Source organism: Cyclobacterium roseum (assembly GCF_010119225.1).
GTDB lineage: Bacteria > Bacteroidota > Bacteroidia > Cytophagales > Cyclobacteriaceae > Cyclobacterium > Cyclobacterium roseum.
In genome coordinates this window covers 378420-395908 of sequence record NZ_WNKF01000002.1, presented here as the reverse complement: position 1 = coordinate 395908, position 17489 = coordinate 378420, and the positions used below count along the sequence as shown (strand labels likewise).

At 44.9% G+C, this 17489-nt stretch carries 17 protein-coding genes and 1 tRNA gene; 16 read left to right on the top strand and 2 right to left on the bottom strand.

Going from position 1 to position 17489, the window contains the following annotated elements; translation table 11 throughout:
- The first annotated feature begins 265 nt into the window (after positions 1–265).
- From GJQ68_RS04275 to rplT, 6 genes are all read left to right on the top strand, one after another.
- A complete protein-coding gene (locus tag GJQ68_RS04275) occupies positions 266–520 on the top strand; it encodes a type II toxin-antitoxin system Phd/YefM family antitoxin (RefSeq protein WP_162416052.1) in 255 nt (84 codons plus the stop codon).
- Positions 517–774, top strand: a complete 258-nt coding sequence (locus GJQ68_RS04270; protein WP_162416051.1) for a Txe/YoeB family addiction module toxin — start codon at positions 517–519, stop codon at positions 772–774. Before GJQ68_RS04275 ends, GJQ68_RS04270 begins: the two co-directional genes overlap by 4 nt.
- Positions 775–1081: 307 nt before the next feature.
- Positions 1082–3037: a threonine--tRNA ligase gene (gene thrS, locus GJQ68_RS04265; RefSeq protein WP_162416050.1), complete on the top strand. Its 1956-nt coding sequence runs from the start codon at positions 1082–1084 to the stop codon at positions 3035–3037.
- Positions 3038–3122: 85 nt separating this feature from the next.
- Positions 3123–3674, top strand: coding sequence for a translation initiation factor IF-3 (gene infC / locus GJQ68_RS04260; RefSeq protein ID WP_162343536.1), 552 nt, complete (start codon positions 3123–3125; stop codon positions 3672–3674).
- Positions 3675–3697: 23 nt separating this feature from the next.
- Entirely contained in the window at positions 3698–3892 is a 195-nt protein-coding gene (gene rpmI, locus GJQ68_RS04255) for a 50S ribosomal protein L35 (protein WP_162343537.1), read from the top strand.
- Positions 3893–3995: 103 nt separating this feature from the next.
- On the top strand, positions 3996–4340 hold the full coding sequence (gene rplT, locus GJQ68_RS04250) for a 50S ribosomal protein L20 (protein WP_162343538.1): 345 nt from the start codon (positions 3996–3998) through the stop codon (positions 4338–4340).
- Between the two features lie 306 nt (positions 4341–4646).
- Here the strand turns inward: rplT and GJQ68_RS04245 are convergent.
- Positions 4647–4720 (bottom strand) — tRNA-Met (locus GJQ68_RS04245).
- 90 nt (positions 4721–4810) lie between these two features.
- On the opposite strand from GJQ68_RS04245, the gene GJQ68_RS04240 reads away from it, so the two are divergent.
- From GJQ68_RS04240 to bshB1, 8 genes are all read left to right on the top strand, one after another.
- A complete protein-coding gene (locus GJQ68_RS04240) occupies positions 4811–5212 on the top strand; it encodes an START-like domain-containing protein (RefSeq protein ID WP_162416049.1) in 402 nt (133 codons plus the stop codon).
- A 78-nt stretch (positions 5213–5290) separates the two neighbouring features.
- Positions 5291–7150 (top strand): LptF/LptG family permease, encoded by a 1860-nt coding sequence (locus GJQ68_RS04235; RefSeq protein WP_162416048.1) that lies wholly within the window; start codon positions 5291–5293, stop codon positions 7148–7150.
- Positions 7151–7211: 61 nt separating this feature from the next.
- Positions 7212–7487 (top strand): 30S ribosomal protein S15, encoded by a 276-nt coding sequence (gene rpsO, locus GJQ68_RS04230; RefSeq protein ID WP_162343541.1) that lies wholly within the window; start codon positions 7212–7214, stop codon positions 7485–7487.
- Between the two features lie 102 nt (positions 7488–7589).
- Positions 7590–9725, top strand: a complete 2136-nt coding sequence (gene pnp / locus GJQ68_RS04225) for a polyribonucleotide nucleotidyltransferase (RefSeq protein WP_162416047.1) — start codon at positions 7590–7592, stop codon at positions 9723–9725.
- 99 nt (positions 9726–9824) lie between these two features.
- Positions 9825–10688 carry a sigma-70 family RNA polymerase sigma factor gene (locus tag GJQ68_RS04220; protein WP_010853621.1) on the top strand — a complete coding sequence of 288 codons (864 nt, stop codon included), beginning with the start codon at positions 9825–9827 and terminating at the stop codon, positions 10686–10688.
- Positions 10689–10845: 157 nt separating this feature from the next.
- Positions 10846–11784, top strand: coding sequence for a thioredoxin-disulfide reductase (trxB, locus tag GJQ68_RS04215; RefSeq protein ID WP_162416046.1), 939 nt, complete (start codon positions 10846–10848; stop codon positions 11782–11784).
- Between the two features lie 12 nt (positions 11785–11796).
- Positions 11797–12828 (top strand): peptidoglycan DD-metalloendopeptidase family protein, encoded by a 1032-nt coding sequence (locus tag GJQ68_RS04210; RefSeq protein WP_162416045.1) that lies wholly within the window; start codon positions 11797–11799, stop codon positions 12826–12828.
- A 26-nt stretch (positions 12829–12854) separates the two neighbouring features.
- Complete coding sequence (gene bshB1, locus GJQ68_RS04205) at positions 12855–13571, top strand: bacillithiol biosynthesis deacetylase BshB1 (protein WP_162416044.1); 717 nt, start codon at positions 12855–12857, stop codon at positions 13569–13571.
- 323 nt (positions 13572–13894) lie between these two features.
- Here bshB1 and pdxH read toward each other — a convergent pair whose 3' ends face one another.
- Complete coding sequence (pdxH, locus tag GJQ68_RS04200; RefSeq protein WP_162416043.1) at positions 13895–14533, bottom strand: pyridoxamine 5'-phosphate oxidase; 639 nt, start codon at positions 14531–14533, stop codon at positions 13895–13897.
- 96 nt (positions 14534–14629) lie between these two features.
- Between pdxH and GJQ68_RS04195 the strand changes: the two genes are divergently transcribed.
- Together GJQ68_RS04195 and GJQ68_RS04190 are read left to right on the top strand one after the other, a co-directional pair.
- Positions 14630–15199 (top strand): YqgE/AlgH family protein, encoded by a 570-nt coding sequence (locus GJQ68_RS04195; protein WP_162343547.1) that lies wholly within the window; start codon positions 14630–14632, stop codon positions 15197–15199.
- 58 nt (positions 15200–15257) lie between these two features.
- Positions 15258–17450 carry a DUF349 domain-containing protein gene (locus GJQ68_RS04190; protein WP_235941086.1) on the top strand — a complete coding sequence of 731 codons (2193 nt, stop codon included), beginning with the start codon at positions 15258–15260 and terminating at the stop codon, positions 17448–17450.
- The last annotated feature ends 39 nt before the right edge of the window (positions 17451–17489 follow it).

The following is a 17489-nucleotide window of genomic DNA, read 5'->3' as shown; positions in this document are numbered from 1 at the left end:
TTTTGATTTACGATCGTTCCGAGATTAGCCACTTGATAAAACAGATTTATGGATTTTTATTTCGCTGCGTTCTTTGCGTTTTCGTTGCGTTCGCTGCGTGAAACTCAATCCCTCTAGGCTCTAGAATCAATACTTCCGTATAAACCCAGGTTAACCAAATAGTATATTTTATCTGAATGTTGGCTCATTTGTCAAAAAAACATTCGCCTGGTAACCTAATCTTGTTGTATTTGTACACGTGTATGTACAGAAAAAAAATATAAGCATGCTGACTACCACTTTATCCGACTTCAGGAAAAATATAAAAAAGTATCTGGACAGTGTAACAGGTGATTTTGAAATCTTCATTATTAACCGCGGCAAGGATACCGGGGTAGTGATCATTTCCTTGGAGGAGTACAATTCGCTTACGGCAACTCAGCATGGATTATCCTTAAGGGCCAACGAAAAGAGGCTTGATGCGGCTATCTCCAAACTTAAATCAGGTTCCTCATTTGAAAAAGGCCTGATAGAGGAATGAAGTTAGTGTTCGCAGCTGAATCCTGGGAAGACTACTTGTATTGGCAGCAGACGGATAAAAAAATGCTGAAACGAATTAATTCCCTGATAAAGGATATTGCAAGGAACCCATTTGACGGAATCGGTAAACCCGAGCCACTGAAATACAACTATTCCGGTTTTTGGTCCGGGAGGATTAATGGCGAACATCGACTGATCTATCAGGCGGAAGCGGATGAAATCTTGATAGCAAAATGCAGGTTTCATTACGATTAATAAAAGGGAGATTTTGGTGTTTTTATTCGTTAGTGATTTTGTTTTTCCAACCTCAAATTCGGCTTGATGCCCTTCTGACACACTTTTTACCAGGTCGGCCGCCCCGCGCAGTACAAAACGGCTAGCATTTATTATTACTCCATTAATCGATAACACAGCCCATCCTAGGATCAGCCAATCCACCTCCATTATCCCAATCCCTGGGATAAGCCCGGCTTCCCTTTTTTTTACCCTTCCGAATGTGCATATTTGCAGTCCGTTAAAAAACACCTGTTTGTAAAGGTGTAAACAAACCGAAAGCGCACGCATGTCACACTCTGAAAATGAAATTAATGTAACCTTTCCCGACCAGTCGGTTCGGGTTTTTGAAAAAGGGGTCACTGGCCTGGATATCGCCATGAGTATCAGCGAGGGGCTGGCCCGAAACGTCCTGGCGGCAAAGGTCGATGGGGAAGTCTGGGATGCCACCCGGCCCATAAACAAGGACGTTAGTATTTCCCTGCTCACCTGGCATGATAAAGAAGGGAAATCCACTTTTTGGCACTCCTCCGCCCACCTGCTGGCCGAAGCACTGGAGGCACTTTATCCCGGGATCAAATTTGGTATCGGACCACCGATAGAACAGGGGTTCTATTACGATGTGGACTTTGGAGACAAAACCCTCGAAGGCGCTGAGCTGGAAAAAATCGAAGCCAAAATGGTGGAACTGGCGCGCCAGAAAAACGAGTATATCCGTAGCGAAATTTCCAAGAGTGATGCCGTTCGTTACTACGAAAACAAGGGTGATGAATACAAGCTGGACTTGTTGGAAAGACTGGAGGATGGCACCATCACTTTTTACAAGCAGGGCGGATTTACCGATCTCTGCCGGGGGCCGCATATTCCGCATACGGGTTTTGTAAAGGCGGTCAAACTACTCAATATCGCCGGGGCCTACTGGCGGGGGGACGAGCATAATAAAATGCTGACCCGTATCTACGGTATTACCTTCCCCAAAGCCAAGGAGCTGAAGGAATACCTGGAAATGCTGGAAGAAGCCAAAAAAAGAGACCATCGCAAGTTGGGCAAGGAATTGGAGTTGTTTACCTTTTCGGAAAAAGTAGGGATGGGACTGCCCCTGTGGTTGCCGAAAGGTACCCTGCTTCGAGAGCGTCTGGTCAGCTTTTTGAAAAAGGAGCAGGACCATTCGGGCTATCAGCAGGTAATTACCCCGCACATCGGACACAAGGCCTTGTACGAAACTTCCGGGCATTACGAAAAATACGGTAAGGATTCCTTTCAGCCCATTACCACGCCGCACGAGGGAGAGGAGTTTTTGCTTAAGCCCATGAACTGTCCCCACCATTGTGAGATCTACAAAAGCAAGCCCCGGTCCTATAAAGATTTGCCGGTACGGTATGCCGAATTTGGTACCGTATACCGATACGAGCAAAGTGGGGAATTGCATGGATTGACCCGCGTGCGGGGATTTACGCAGGACGATGCGCATATCTTTTGCCGTCAGGACCAGGTAAAGGAAGAATTTATCAAAGTCATTGACTTGGTGTTGTATGTGTTTAAGGCGCTGGGCTTTGAGGATTACACCGCCCAAATATCCCTTCGGGATCCCGAAAAGATGGAGAAATACATCGGGGGACAGGCTGCCTGGAACAAGGCAGAGGCGGCCATCATCGAAGCGGCCGGGGAAAAAGGGCTGAAGACCGTCACCGAACTGGGTGAAGCGGCCTTTTACGGACCCAAGCTGGACTTTATGGTCCGCGATGCTTTGGGAAGAAGCTGGCAACTGGGCACCATACAAGTGGATTATCAGTTGCCCGAGCGTTTTGAGCTGGAATATACCGGGTCTGACAATCAAAAACACCGCCCGGTAATGATTCACCGGGCACCTTTTGGCTCACTGGAGCGTTTTGTAGCCGTGCTGATTGAGCATTGCGCGGGGAATTTTCCGCTTTGGCTGGCACCGGAGCAATTGGTTATTCTTCCGATCTCCGAAAAATTTGCCGACTACGCCGAAAAGGTAAGGTTGTTGCTGGCTGATAGCGGGATTACGGGAGACATCGACCACCGGGATGAAAAGATCGGGCGCAAGATTAGGGATGCCGAGGTGAAAAAGATTCCCTTTATGGTGATTGTCGGTGAAAAGGAACAGGAAGAAAACAAACTTTCCCTGCGTAAACACGGAGAGGGAGACAAAGGCAGTTTTGAACTAGAAGCCTTTGTGGCGTACTTTCAGGGGATCATTAAGGAATCATTAAATAAATAACAGTATTATAATTTGCTGATTTTTAATATTTAAAAAATTGTTAGATATTTGCAGATTGAAACTTTAAACAACAACCATAACTATTTTGAGAGGAAAAAGAACGTATACCCCGAGACAAGAGGAACCATATAAAGTAAATGCAAAAATCAGGGCCAGAGAAGTCAGGGTTGTAGGAGATTTTGTAGAAGGAGGTAATGCCGTCATGGAGACGAGCAAAGCCATTGCGCTTGCCCAGGATAATGGTCTTGATCTCGTGGAAATTTCTCCTTCCGCTGCACCACCCGTTTGCAAGGTGATTGATTATGCAAAGTTCAAGTACGAACAGAAGAAAAAGCAGAAAGAAATCAAGTCCAATGCAGCAAAAACGGTAGTTAAGGAAATACGATTTGGTCCCAATACAGATGATCATGATTTTAACTTTAAACTAAATCATGCCATTAATTTTCTGAAAGATGGTGCCAAAGTCAAAGCATACGTTCATTTTGTGGGTCGTACCATTGTTTTTAAAGAAAGGGGAGAAATGCTGCTATTGAAATTTGCCCAGGCCCTGGAGGACTACGGGCAGGTAGAACAGCTTCCCAAAATGGAGGGTAAACGAATGAATATTTTCGTCTCTCCCAAAGCGAGTAAGAAATAATATTAACTAACAGATAGAGGGTAATGCCAAAAGTAAAAACAAAGTCAAGTGCCAAGAAAAGGTTCAAGCTTTCTGCTACCGGAAAGATCCGAAGAAAGCATGCATTCAAAAGCCACATTCTGACCAAAAAGTCCACCAAAAGGAAGCGTAACCTTACCAAGATGGGGACGGTTCACGAAACGGACGAGGGAAGAGTAAAAGCAATGCTACGAATCTAATCGATTCCATTCATTCAGGTTATTTAATTCACACCAGATCTTTGGTTAATTAAGTCTTCGAAACAACAAGCAGGAGCACCAAAGGTCAAAAACGAAAACAAACATGCCAAGATCGGTAAATGCAGTGGCTTCAAGAGCCAGAAGAAAAAAAGTATTAAAGGCGACCAAAGGGTACTTTGGAAGAGGAAAGAACGTATGGACAGTAGCCAAAAATAAATACGAAAAAGGCCTCCAGTACGCTTACAGGGATAGAAAAGTTAAGAAAAGAGAATTTCGCGGATTGTGGATTCAGCGTATCAATGCAGGGGTCCGTCAGTACGGCATCAGCTATTCCCAGTTTATGGGCATGTTGAAAAAATCTAGCATTGACTTAAATAGGAAAGTATTGGCAGATTTAGCCATGAACCATCCGGAGGCATTCAAAGCCGTGGTGGATAAAGTAAAATAAACAGGTTGTACCTTATAAAAAAACCCTCCTCGGAGGGTTTTTTTATGCCTGCTCTTTAGTAAGAAGGTTTACTTTTTTGAAAATTTCATTATATTACTTTTCCTTAAGCATTAAGGGCATCCGAAACAGGATTAAGAAAGCACTTCGGTTTCCAGGTCCTTGTTCAAAAGTGAAACAAGGATGTAGGCGAAAGGAGGATATTGAAATAGGGATAATTTTGTAATTGGGAGAAACAGATGCGAATCTACCCGTTAAATGCGATCCGGTGGGATGAAAAAAGGTCTCTTGAAAGAGACCTCAAATGTGTAGCGAGGAGGGGAGTTGAACCCCTGACCTCAGGGTTATGAATCCTGCGCTCTAACCATCTGAGCTACCTCGCCGAATTGGAATGCAAATATGTGAGGATAATCCTTGAATTGCAAGTTGAGAACCTAAAAAAATCACTTTTTATAACCAGAAACAGAATGGCCATGCAGAAAATTAAATTTGTTTCAGACTATCAGATAAATACTTCCAAAAAGATCATTTATCCTTATTTAAGCACGGCGAGCGGCCTGGCACAATGGTTTGCAGACGACGTGGTCATCAACGAAGATAAGGTCTATAACTTCATCTATGATGGGGAAAATCACTATGCCCGACCGGTCATCATGCGCACCAACCACCACGTCAAATTCGAATTTTTTGACCCCTCGGAGGAGGAGGAAGAAAACCACGATCGTCCTTTTATTGAGTTCAAACTGGATGAAAATGAACTCACCCAGACCTTTTACCTTCGGGTCATCGAGTACGGAGATGCCTATGACGAACAGGAGCAGGGGTCGATCTGGGAAGGGCTGATCAATAGCCTCAAGGAAATTATCGGAGGATAAGGACTCAAATATTCCTTTTTTTGACATAATATGTTCAATTTTGTTTCGTCTTTAAAGAAGTAAGGCTAAAGGCGTTTCATGAAAAAATTAGATAAACTGATCCTCGGGTCTTTTATAGGTCCCTTTTTGCTCACTTTTATCGTGGTGGATTTTATCCTGCTGACGGTAAACATGCTTAAGTATTTCGATGAAATATTTGGGAAGGACCTGCCATTTATGGTCTACATGGAGTTGATTGGTTATTTTGTAGTGAGCATTTCTCCCATGGCCCTTCCCCTGGCGGTATTGCTTTCCTCCCTGATGACCTTTGGTAACCTGGGAGAGCATTTTGAGCTTACCGCAATTAAGAGCAGCGGCATTTCCCTGCTCAGGGCCATGCTTCCCATAGGCATATTTGTGGTCTTTCTATCCGTATTTGCCTACCTGTCCAATAATTACCTGGTTCCCAAGGTAAACCTTAAAACCTTTGGCCTCCTGTACGATATCCGGATGAAGTCACCCGCCCTGGACATTAAAGAGGGCGTGTTTTATAATGGCATTCCCAACTACAGTATAAAGGTAAACCGGAAGCTGGATGAGGTAAGGCTAGAGGATGTGTTGATCTACGATCATACCCAAGGTCAGGGTAACCTGCACGTTATCACTGCTGATTCGGGACGTATGGAGCCTTTTTTTAACGAACGCTACATGATGCTTACCCTGCATCATGGCCATAGCTATCAGGAAGGAAGAAGCCAGCGAGGGATCAAGGACAAGCCGGTGTCCTTTAGCAGAACCAGTTTTGACATGAACGAAATGGTTTTCAGCCTTGACGCTTTTGATATGAAAAGGACGCCGGAGAATTTGTGGTCCAATAGTAAGTCTATAAAGAATATCGGAGAGATCCGGGTGGACCTGGATTCCATGGACCGGGAATTAAATCATTGGTATTTCTTCAATTTTGCCAATACAGAAGCCTCCTACAATTACTTTGGAAGAACCCGGGAATTGACACCGCCCAAGGAGATTCTGGACAAGAAAGCGGAATCCGACTCTCTCAGGAATTTAAAATACAAGGACGAATACGAGAATGCCGAAAATGGCATCGCACTTAACAATGTTCCGGATAGCACCGGAACCGCTCAGCGGCAAGGAAGTCCAGATAGCAGTAAGGATAGCTCCCTAGTTAGTAGGGATACTACAGGCGGCATTTCCCAAGATAGTTTACAAGTGGGGCCTGATCCGGAAACCGCATCTGATGAAGACAACCCTTCCCTTGCCCGCAAAGGAGATGCGGATTCCAGTAGCACCGGATCCGATGGGGACGCCCCTACCCGGGCATCCCAACCGAATTTGCGCAAGATCAACCAAACTGCCGGTAATACCAGCAGTGTTGCCAAAACTCCCGAACCCGTCATGGAGCTGACAGCGGAGCAGCAAGAGCGGCTTGATTCGATAAGAAACACCCCTCGATACCAGACTTCGCAGGCAACCGTAGGCTTGACGGCTGCCAGGAATATCAAAAATAATTTTACGACCAATAAGGCAAGAATACAGGAAGTGGCGCGAAACTACCGGGTTTTTAAGGTAGCCTGGTACCAGAAGTATACCCAGTCGCTGGCCTGTTTTGTATTGTTTATGATCGGTGCGCCCTTGGGAGCCATTATTAAGAAAGGGGGACTGGGTATGCCGGTGTTGCTGTCCATCATTTTTTTCATTATGTATTACATGCTGACCATCACGGGAGAAAAGTGGGCGAAAGAAGGGATGTCCGACATTTTTTTCGGAACGTTTTTCTCCAACTTGATGCTGATCCCCTTTGGATTGTTCTTTCTTCGGCAGGCGCGGAAAGATGCCCGCCTGTTTGAACCTGATTTTTATCAAGGGATAGCGGAAAAAATCAAGAAGGGGTTCGTCCGGATGCGGCCTCAAAAAAAGTTGAAAGAAGAAGTTTTATAAATTCGAATAAAACAGCTACCTTTGTCTTTGTTTTAAAAATTAACATCATATTTGACTAAGCATGTATTTAGCGAAAGAAGAAAAAGTAGAACTATTCAAAAATCATGGTCGGTTGAAGTCAGAAACAGATACAGGGTCTCCTGAATCACAAATTGCCCTGTTTACTTACAGGATTACGCATCTGACGAACCACTTAAAGACTAACAAAAAAGATCACTCATCACGAAAAGGTCTTTTGAAGCTGGTAGGTAAGAGAAGGCGATTGCTGAATTACCTGATAAAGATCGACATCGAAAGATACAGGGCTGTGATTGCAGACCTCGGTATCCGTAAATAACAACACGTGGGGTTCCTTGTATCAAGGAACCTTACTTTTTTGCTACCTCCTAGTATTAAGCCTTACTTTTACAACTATACACGTTTACAGATTCAAAAGTTTATGTTACCAAATTTAATTTCAAAAACCATCACACTAGAAGATGGCAGGGAAATCATCCTTGAGACTGGTGCCCTGGCCAAGCAGGCCGATGGTGCCGTGGTGGTGCGTATGGGGAAAGCCATACTGTTGGCCACTGTAGTTACTAAAAAGGAAGCCGGAGAGGGAGTGGATTTTCTTCCCATGTCCGTAGATTATCAGGAAAAATTTGCCGCATCCGGGAAAATACCGGGTGGGTTTTTAAAGCGAGAAGGCAGGTTGTCCGATTACGAAATTCTGATAAGCAGAATGGTAGACCGGGCGATACGGCCGATCTTTCCGGATGATTACCATGCCGACACCAATATTACGATCACGCTGATGTCCTCCGATGAGGACATTTTGCCGGATTGCCTGGCAGGACTGGCAGCTTCTGCGGCCCTGGCCGTTTCCGATATCCCCTTCAATGGCCCCATCTCTGAAGTAAGGGTGGCTAAAATCGACGGGAAGCTTACCATCAATCCCAAGCCCTCGGATCTGGAAAGAGCCAGCATGGAATTGATTGTGGCAGGCTCGGAAGAATTCATCCTCATGGTAGAAGGAGAAGGCGACGAAATTTCAGAAGATGAAATGGTAGAAGCCCTCCAGTTTGCCCATGAAGAGTTGAAGCGGCATTGTCAGGTTCAAAAAGAGTTGACCAAACTGGTTGGAAAAGAGCAAAAGCGGGAGTACAACCACGAGGAGAATGACGAAGCCCTTTTAGAAAAAATGAAGGCTGAGCTCTATGACAAATTATATGAGGTCGTCAGTCGTCAAATTCCCAACAAGCAGGAACGTACCGATCTGACCAAAGCCATCAAAGAAGGCTTTGTCGAGAGTCTGGGAGAAGAACACGAGTTTAACGAATCGCTAATAGGAAAATATTTTGGCAAAATTCACAAAGAGGCAGCCAGAAACTTTACCTTGACCGAAAAGAAACGTTTGGATGGAAGGAATCCGGATGAGATTCGTCCCATATGGTCAGTGGTAGATTACCTGCCGTCTGCGCATGGATCGGCCATATTTACCAGAGGAGAAACCCAATCCATCACCACTTGTACCCTGGGAACCAAACTGGACGAGCAAATGGTCGACGGAGCGGTGCTTTCTGGATACAATAAATTTTACCTTCATTACAATTTCCCTGGATTTTCTACGGGAGAAGTAAAAATCAACCGGGGTCCCGGTAGGAGAGAAGTAGGACATGGTAATTTGGCCATGAGGGCTTTGAAAAAAGTATTGCCGGCAGATGCAGATAACCCTTACACCATACGAATCGTGTCGGATATTTTAGAATCTAACGGTTCTTCTTCCATGGCTACGGTATGTGCCGGTTCACTGGCACTGATGGATGCCGGGATTACCATAAAATCAGCGGTAACGGGTATCGCCATGGGAATGATATCGGATCCCAAAACCGGTAATTATACCATCCTATCGGATATTCTGGGGGACGAAGATCACCTGGGAGATATGGATTTCAAGGTAACGGGCACCGCCAAAGGAATTACGGCCTGTCAAATGGACCTGAAAGTAGAAGGACTAGACTACAACGTGCTGAAAGAAGCCTTGTATCAGGCCCGAAAAGGAAGGCTTCATATATTGGAGGAAATTACCAAAACCCTGGCGGAGCCAAGGGGAGAATTCAAGCCCCATGCCCCAAGGTCTTACAACATGCAGATTCCTAAAGAGCTTATCGGAGCGGTAATCGGCCCCGGAGGTAAAGTGATTCAGGAGATCCAGAAAGACACGGGAGCAACCATTATTATCGAGGAAGTGGATAATATGGGCAAGATCAACGTATTCTCAAACAATCAGGATTCGATGGACGGAGCCATTGCCCGAATCAAAGCCATAGTGGCCCAACCTGAGATCGGTGAAGTCTATACCGGCAAAGTTAAAAACATCATGCCCTTCGGTGCATTTGTAGAATTTATGCCTGGTAAGGACGGCTTGTTGCACATCTCTGAGATCAAATGGGAGCGACTGGAGTCTATGGATGGTGTTTTGGAGTCTGGAGAGGAGATTTCAGTAAAGCTGATTGATGTCGACAAAAAAACCGGCAAATATAAGTTATCCAGAAAAGCTTTGATACCAAAGCCTGAAAAAAAAGATAAATAAGCTGAAAGTTTCCTGAAAATTTAGAACAATTACTGAAAATTGAACTTATTTTCGGGAAACTTCTGTTATGTGTGCATTAAAAATAATAGATAAAATTGAATGAGGCAGCTTAAAATCAGTAAACAGATTACCAACCGGGAGAGTCAATCCCTGGATAAATACCTTCAAGAGATAGGTAAGGTAGATCTATTGACAGCAGATGAAGAAGTGGTTTTGGCTAAACGAATCCGGGAAGGTGACCAACTGGCTCTGGAAAAGTTAACCAAAGCCAATCTCCGATTTGTTGTTTCTGTTGCCAAACAATATCAAAATCAAGGCTTGTCTTTGGGAGACTTGATCAACGAAGGTAACCTGGGCTTGATCAAAGCTGCTCAACGATTTGACGAAACCAGGGGATTTAAATTTATCTCCTATGCGGTTTGGTGGATTCGCCAGTCCATCCTGCAGGCACTTGCCGAACAGTCCCGTATCGTAAGGTTGCCCTTAAACAGGGTAGGGTCGCTGAACAAAATCAGTAAGACCTTTTCGGAACTGGAGCAGAAATTTGAACGAGAGCCTTCCCCGGAAGAACTGGCCGAAGTACTAGAGGTTACGGCTGGAGAAGTGGTCGACACCATGAAAATTTCCGGAAGGCATGTGTCCATGGACGCGCCCTTCGTGCAAGGGGAAGAAAACAGTCTGCTCGATGTACTGGAAAACGACGGTGAGACCAAACCCGATGACGGTTTGATGAACGATTCCCTCCGTAAGGAAGTACAGCGAGCCCTATCCACCCTTACCCAGCGGGAGGCAGATGTGATTACCCTTTATTTTGGGTTAAACGGAGAACATGCCATGACCCTCGAGGAAATCGGAGAAAAGTTTAACCTTACCCGGGAACGCGTACGGCAGATCAAGGAAAAGGCGATCCGTAGATTGAGACATACGAGCAGAAGCAAGACATTGAAACCCTATCTGGGATAAGATGTTTGAGGGGAATGATATAATTTAAAAGGGCTCATTGCCCTTTTTTTGTATAATAGTGAAATTTTATAGGGAATTTTAAACCTTTTTACTTTTATATTTTGTTATTATTCGAACTAATTTTGGAATTAGTAAAAATTCGGTAACCCAATAAACAATGAATCAGGAAATTGAACGTATAAAAGTGTTAATCGTTGGTTCAGGACCAGCAGGATATACAGCGGCTATTTACGCATCCAGAGCAGGATTAACCCCTGTGATGTATACAGGGGTCCAACCCGGTGGACAGCTTACCATTACCAATGACGTGGAGAATTATCCCGGTTATCCGGATGGGGTAATGGGTCCCCAAATGATGGAAGATTTTAAAAAGCAGGCCGAGCGCTTTGGTACACAGGTAAGGTATGGAGTAGTCACACAGGTTGATTTGAGTGAACGACCATTTAAGGTGACGGTAGATGACAGCAAGTCCCTGATGGCCGATACGATCATTATTTCTACCGGAGCTTCCGCCAAATGGCTGGGAATAGAAAGTGAAACGAGATTAAATGGTAAAGGAGTCTCTGCCTGCGCAGTTTGTGATGGGTTTTTCTTTAAAGGAAAAGAAGTCGCCATCGTTGGTGGGGGAGATACAGCTTGTGAAGAAGCCAGCTACCTGGCTAACATCTGCAAAAAAGTATACATGTTGGTTCGAAGGGATGAGCTGCGTGCCTCTCAGATCATGCAGAATCGGGTAATGAAAAACGACAAAATCGAAATTTTGTGGAATCACGAGACCGAGGAAATCCTGGGAGAAGAGGAAGTCACCGGAGTACGGGTAAAAAATAATCAAACGGGTGAAGAAAAAGTGTTGGACGTAGAAGCCTTTTTTGTGGCCATTGGTCATGAACCCAATACTTCCGTTTTTGCCGGAATGGTAGACATGGATGCTAATGGATACATTCAAACCGTACCCGGAAGTACCCATACCAATATACCCGGGGTATTTGCCTCCGGAGATGCGCAGGATCACGAGTATCGCCAAGCAGTCACTGCGGCAGGTACCGGCTGTATGGCGGCACTGGATGCGGAGCGTTTTCTGGCAGCACAGGAGTAAGTCGGATAGCAGATGAAGCAATCCGAGCAATGGATCCTGCTATTAGTACTGTACCTTTTTACGAACCTTATTAGTTTCGCTCAGGAGAAAATACCCTCTGAAAAGGGTCCTGGATTGGTGGAGAAACGACTCCGAGTACCGGGTAAATTTCAGATGTTTGATGCAGATGGTTACCGTGAAGATCTGGTAAAAACTACCGATGCATTGATTTTCCAGGAAAGTCTGGATCTCAGAAAGCGGCTTTCCCTGGTAAATGAAGATACCAGTTCCCTGATTTGGGCTCCAACCAATATACTGGTAGAGGTGGCTGAAAAGGTACTTATTGATAGCATTTGGATCACCGCCTATGAATATTATGGCCTTTGGGATAGTGAAAAGATCAATAGCTACGATTTTGATCCCAGGGAGTTTAACGATACGATACCGGTCATTCTATTTGATCCGGATTTTGGATCCAATTGGAGTGCCCCGGTAAGCAATACCAAAATCAACTCTGCTTTTGGAAAAAGGCGGTACCGCTGGCATCATGGAACCGACCTGAAATTGAAGGTAGGAGATCCGGTAAAAGCAGCGTTCGATGGAATTGTACGTATCCGGTCCTACGAACGATACGGGTATGGTCATTACGTAGTAATTCGTCACCGAAATGGACTGGAGACCTTGTACGGTCACCTGTCCAAAGTGAGTGTCGAAATAGGCCAGGAGATCCGGGCAGGGGATGTGGTAGGACTAGGGGGAAATACCGGACGAAGTACCGGTCCGCACCTGCATTTTGAAGTGCGGTATCAAGGGCTTTCGATCGATCCTACCGAAATATTTGATTTTGATATCGGGAGGATCAAATCTCCCGTTTATACGCTGACTTCGACGAGTTTTGATCATGAAATCATGCTTAGGGAGGCCATTTACCATCGCGTCCGATCCGGTGAAAACCTATCGGTGATCGCCCGAAGGTACGGGGTCCGAATGAGTCAGATCACCCGCCTGAATGGCATCAGCACCCGTTCCATTTTAAGAATCGGGCAGCGATTACAAATACAATAAAGAATGTTTTTACTAAACGGATAGCTATGAAACTCGATATTTTGGCCATTGCCGCACACCCCGACGATGCAGAACTTTCCTGCAGCGGCACCCTCGCTTCACATGTGGCCAAAGGTTATAAAGTAGGCATACTGGACCTTACCCGTGGGGAAATGGGCACCCGGGGCACGCCTGAACTTCGCATTAAAGAAGCCGGTAAAGCAGCCGAAATATTGAATCTAAGTATGCGGGAAAACCTGGGGTTTCAGGACGTTTATTTTAAGGACGATAAGGAGCACCAAGTTGCTATCGCCCGGGTACTGCGAACCTATCGCCCGGAAATCGTGCTGGCCAATGCAGTTAGTGACCGGCATCCGGATCATGGTAAGGGTGGAAGCTTGGCCTCCCATGCTTGTTTTGTCAGCGGACTGAGAAAGCTGGAAACCGAAAAAGACGGGAAACCTCAAGAAGCCTGGCGACCGAAATATATTTACCATTACATTCAGAATAATTACATCGAACCCGATTTGGTAGTGGATATCTCTTCCCATTGGGAAACCAAGATTAAGAGCATCCTGGCTTTTCAGTCGCAGTTTTACAATCCGGATTCGAAGGAGCCGGAGAGTTTCATATCCCGGCCGGACTTTTTAGATTTTATCGAAGCAAGAAGCCGGGAAATGGGCCATAAAATCAATGTAAAATACGGGGAAGGATTTACAGTAGAACGCGTAACAGGCGTGAGCGATCTTTTTGATTTATTATAAAAGTCGGTTTCACGCCCTGATGCTACCAAACCCGTTGCCGAAAACCAATGCGATTCCTATGGGGTGAACGTTATTTGGCACCACAGATATACACAGATTATAGAATTTGGGGGATTTCTCTACACCCTTATATTGTGGGGAAAACGAGATGGAGGTGTTTGTAATGCTGGGTTAGCTTGAAAACCCGATGGGCAAAGAGCGTCTGGGAAATAAACCTTTGCGATCTTTTTGCCTCCTTTAAGCCCTTCCCACCTATCGGTCGGTAAGTGTGGCTAAGAAACGACAGCGAAAAACACCCTCACCTTCGTAAACCGATTCGATTTTTAAGGTGCCAGCCTTTCCATTTTCCAACGATTGTCAGTAGCCGAAAGCGTATACAGAATCCGGTCGTGCAGACGGGCCGGTCTGCCTTGCCAGAATTCCATGGATTCCGGTTCGAGCCGAAAACCGCCCCAGTTTTCAGGCCTTTTTAGGGGCTCCTTTTGAAATTTGCTCACCGCTTCCATTAGTCTTTTTTCCAGAAACGCTCTATCCGGAATTACCTGGCTTTGTGGGCTGACCCAGGCTCCGATCTGGCTTTCCTGTGGCCTGCTCAGGTAGTACTCATCCGATTCAAGGGCACTAATCCGGGCCACGGTTCCAGATACGCGTACCTGTCGTTCCAACTCCGGCCAAAAAAAGGTAAGCGAAGCATAGGGCTGATGGGAGAGTTGCTGACTTTTGTTACTGCCATAATTGGTAAAAAAAACAAACCCCTGATCTACTCCTTTGAGTAAAACGATCCTTCCCGCTGGCCTCATCTCCGCATCTACGGTGCACAAATGCATGGCGGTAGGTTCGTTTACTTGAGCAGTAATTGCTTCTGATAGCCATAACTCGAATTGTTCTAAAGGGCTGGTAAACATCCCTTTTATATCTAAAGTTTTAGAGGAATATTCCTTTCTTATGTCTGCTAGTTTCATTTTTCTATTTTAAGGCACAAATCCAATTTTGAAATACAAATATATTGTAATTAAGAATTTTTACTTTATATTAAAGCCTCGTATCCAATATTTTTGATGATGCCACTACCAAACATACCGCCTCAATCCGGAAGTCTGCTGATTTCAGAGCCGTTTCTGCAAGATGAAAATTTTGTCCGGTCAGTGGTATTGCTATGTGAAAACAACGAGATGGGTTCTTTTGGTTTGGTATTAAACAAGCTTTCTATTTTTAAACTCGATGAATTGCTGGATGGTTGTGATTTTCGGGACAAGGAAGTATATGTAGGAGGCCCCGTGGAGCAAAACACCCTTCACTTTATTTATCAGGGAGAGCAGGCGTTAGAAGACAGCATTGCGCTGGGAGATGGATTGTGGTGGGGCGGAGACTTTGCCGAACTGATGGAGAAATACAGGCTGGGGAAAATCAATAGTGCCGATTTTCGGTTTTTCATAGGGTATTCCGGATGGGATCAGGGGCAGCTGGACGAAGAAGTGACGGGAAATACCTGGATCGTATGCGACAATACCCATGCTCGGAATATTTTTAAGGCAGAACCAGATGATCTTTGGCGGGTAATATTGAAAGAGATGGGAGGTGATTTCCAGGTTTTGGCAAATTATCCCATAGACCCAAGACTTAATTAGCCCAAATTTGCTACTTTTGTTTAGCATGGTTTGAAATACGCAGGAATACAAGACAATTATGGATAAGGATAAAGAAATTTCCGGTAAAACGGATAAGGTTACTGAAGATTTGGTAAATAGCCAAAAATCAGGTTTGGATGCAACAGAAGCAGGGAATCAGGAGAATGCGGAGCAGAAGACAGAAGCGCCGAAACCACAGGATGAGGAATCCGCAGCAAGTCAGGCAAAACAGGAAAAATCAGAGGACTTGAACGTCCAGGAGGGACAAAGCGAAGACCATCAGGAAGCACAGCAGAAGGTACCTGAGTCTGAAGCGCCAGATAAGAAATCCGATCCCACTCAGGAAGCACAGAAGAAAGGGGAGGAGTTGACCGACCGGGATGATGCATCCGAAGAAAATCAGGAAGGGCCGCAGGAAGAAGAAGAGTTGAAGTCGAAGGATGTGGAATCCGATCCAGCTCAGGACGAAAAGGAGAAAGCGGAGGAGCAGAAGGCCCAGGACTCGGACACCGATGAAAACCAAGAGGAAGAGCACGAAGAAGAAGTGCATTTTAATAACTTCACCAAGCCCCAGTTGTTAAAGGCCTTGAAAGAGTTTGCACAGGAGCAAGATTTTATCAAGCGGGATGGTTTGGTTCAGGAAATAAAAAATCATTACGAAGAATTTTATTCCAAGGAAAAGGAAGAGGCGCTCCAGCAGTTTATTAAAGAAGGAGGCGAAGAAGGAGGGTTTGACTATCGGGGTTCGGATGCCGATAGGGAGTTTTTTGCCACCTATCAGCAATTCAAAGATAAGAAGCACCAACAGGTAAAGGATTTTGAGCGGTCTAAAGAAAAAAATGCGCAGGAGAAAAATGGAATCTTGGACCAATTGCGGAATTTGGTGGATGGAGAAGAGACGACCAACAGCATCGAGACCATCAAAAAGATCCAGGAAGAATGGAAAAAAATCGGACCCGTACCGCATAGCCAAAATAAAAACCTATGGGCGTCCTACAATGCCCTGATGGATCGGTTTTACGATAACCGGAGTATTTATTTTGAACTGAAAGAACTAGATCGAAAGAAAAACCTGGAAAGTAAGTTGGAGCTGTGTGATAAGGCGGAGGCTTTGCTTGAATTGGAAGATATTAAAGAAGCCATCCGTGTGCTAAACGACCTGCACGAGGAATTCAAACACATAGGCCCTGTACCCAGAGAGGAACAGGAAGCGCTATGGACCCGATTTAAAGCCGCTTCGGATGCGGTTTACAACAAAAGAAAAGCGTATTACGACAGTCAAAAAGAAGTTTTTAAAGCCAATCAGGAATTAAAGGAAAAACTGATTGAGAAGCTAAATGCTTTCAAAGAATTCAAGGCCGAAAAAATCAGGGACTGGAACTCCAAGACCAAGGAAATTTTAGCTATTCAAAAGGAATGGGAAGCCATTGGACCTGTGCCAAGGGAATCCGGAAGAGAGATTAATAAAACATTTTGGGGATTATTCAAGCAGTTTTTCCATCATAAAAACCAGTTCTTCAAAGAGCTGGATGAGATTCGAAACGAAAATAAGGAAAAAGCGGAGGAATTGATTGCCGATGCGGAATCCCATAAGGAAAGTACCGACTGGAAGGAAACTTCGAATCATCTGATCCAGTTACAAAAGAAATGGAAGGAATTGGGACCCCTTCCTGAAAAATTTCGGGATGACTTGTACACCCGGTTTAAAAAGTCCTGCGATACCTTCTTTAATAACCGCCGGGATGCAAACAAGGAAACGAACAAAGCCTTCGAAGAAAATCTGGCGGCAAAAGAGGATGTGTGTACCCGCATTTTGACAGCCTCCAAGGAGCCGGATGAAGTCAGTCCGGATGGGTTGGAATCCTTGATCCGGGAGTTCAATGAAATCGGTTTTGTTCCCAGAAAAAGCATGAAGGACATTTCGGCCAAATTCAATGAGGCCGTAAATTCCTATATGGGCAAGTTGGACCTGGAGGGAGAAAGCAAGGATGATTTTCTGTTTCGTCTTAATCTGAACAAGCTGCAGTCCGACCCTAATAGCACCCGGGTGCTAAATAAAAAGGAACATGGTATTCGCAAGCAAATTTCCGATTTGGAAAACAACATCACCTTGTGGCGAAACAACCTGGAGTTTTTCGCTTCTTCGAAGACGGCCGATAAATTGAAAGACCAGTTTGAGGAAAAAATTGACAAGGCAGAGCAGGAAGTGGATAAGTTAAAGAAAAAGCTTTCCATTATCCGGGAATTTTAAACTTCTCAGATTGAGTGACCTAGTAATTTCCGGGTAAAA

What these genes read in the sequence shown, in the direction of transcription:
- GJQ68_RS04275 (WP_162416052.1), top strand. Translation starts at nt 266, where the DNA reads ATGCTGACTACCACTTTATCCGACTTCAGGAAAAATATAAAAAAGTAT.
- GJQ68_RS04270 (WP_162416051.1), top strand. Translation starts at nt 517, where the DNA reads ATGAAGTTAGTGTTCGCAGCTGAATCCTGGGAAGACTACTTGTATTGG.
- thrS (WP_162416050.1), top strand. Translation starts at nt 1,082, where the DNA reads ATGTCACACTCTGAAAATGAAATTAATGTAACCTTTCCCGACCAGTCG.
- rpmI (WP_162343537.1), top strand. Translation starts at nt 3,698, where the DNA reads ATGCCAAAAGTAAAAACAAAGTCAAGTGCCAAGAAAAGGTTCAAGCTT.
- rplT (WP_162343538.1), top strand. Translation starts at nt 3,996, where the DNA reads ATGCCAAGATCGGTAAATGCAGTGGCTTCAAGAGCCAGAAGAAAAAAA.
- GJQ68_RS04240 (WP_162416049.1), top strand. Translation starts at nt 4,811, where the DNA reads ATGCAGAAAATTAAATTTGTTTCAGACTATCAGATAAATACTTCCAAA.
- GJQ68_RS04235 (WP_162416048.1), top strand. Translation starts at nt 5,291, where the DNA reads ATGAAAAAATTAGATAAACTGATCCTCGGGTCTTTTATAGGTCCCTTT.
- rpsO (WP_162343541.1), top strand. Translation starts at nt 7,212, where the DNA reads ATGTATTTAGCGAAAGAAGAAAAAGTAGAACTATTCAAAAATCATGGT.
- pnp (WP_162416047.1), top strand. Translation starts at nt 7,590, where the DNA reads ATGTTACCAAATTTAATTTCAAAAACCATCACACTAGAAGATGGCAGG.
- GJQ68_RS04220 (WP_010853621.1), top strand. Translation starts at nt 9,825, where the DNA reads ATGAGGCAGCTTAAAATCAGTAAACAGATTACCAACCGGGAGAGTCAA.
- trxB (WP_162416046.1), top strand. Translation starts at nt 10,846, where the DNA reads ATGAATCAGGAAATTGAACGTATAAAAGTGTTAATCGTTGGTTCAGGA.
- GJQ68_RS04210 (WP_162416045.1), top strand. Translation starts at nt 11,797, where the DNA reads ATGAAGCAATCCGAGCAATGGATCCTGCTATTAGTACTGTACCTTTTT.
- bshB1 (WP_162416044.1), top strand. Translation starts at nt 12,855, where the DNA reads ATGAAACTCGATATTTTGGCCATTGCCGCACACCCCGACGATGCAGAA.
- pdxH (WP_162416043.1), bottom strand. Translation starts at nt 14,533, where the DNA reads ATGAAACTAGCAGACATAAGAAAGGAATATTCCTCTAAAACTTTAGAT.
- GJQ68_RS04195 (WP_162343547.1), top strand. Translation starts at nt 14,630, where the DNA reads ATGATGCCACTACCAAACATACCGCCTCAATCCGGAAGTCTGCTGATT.
- GJQ68_RS04190 (WP_235941086.1), top strand. Translation starts at nt 15,258, where the DNA reads ATGGATAAGGATAAAGAAATTTCCGGTAAAACGGATAAGGTTACTGAA.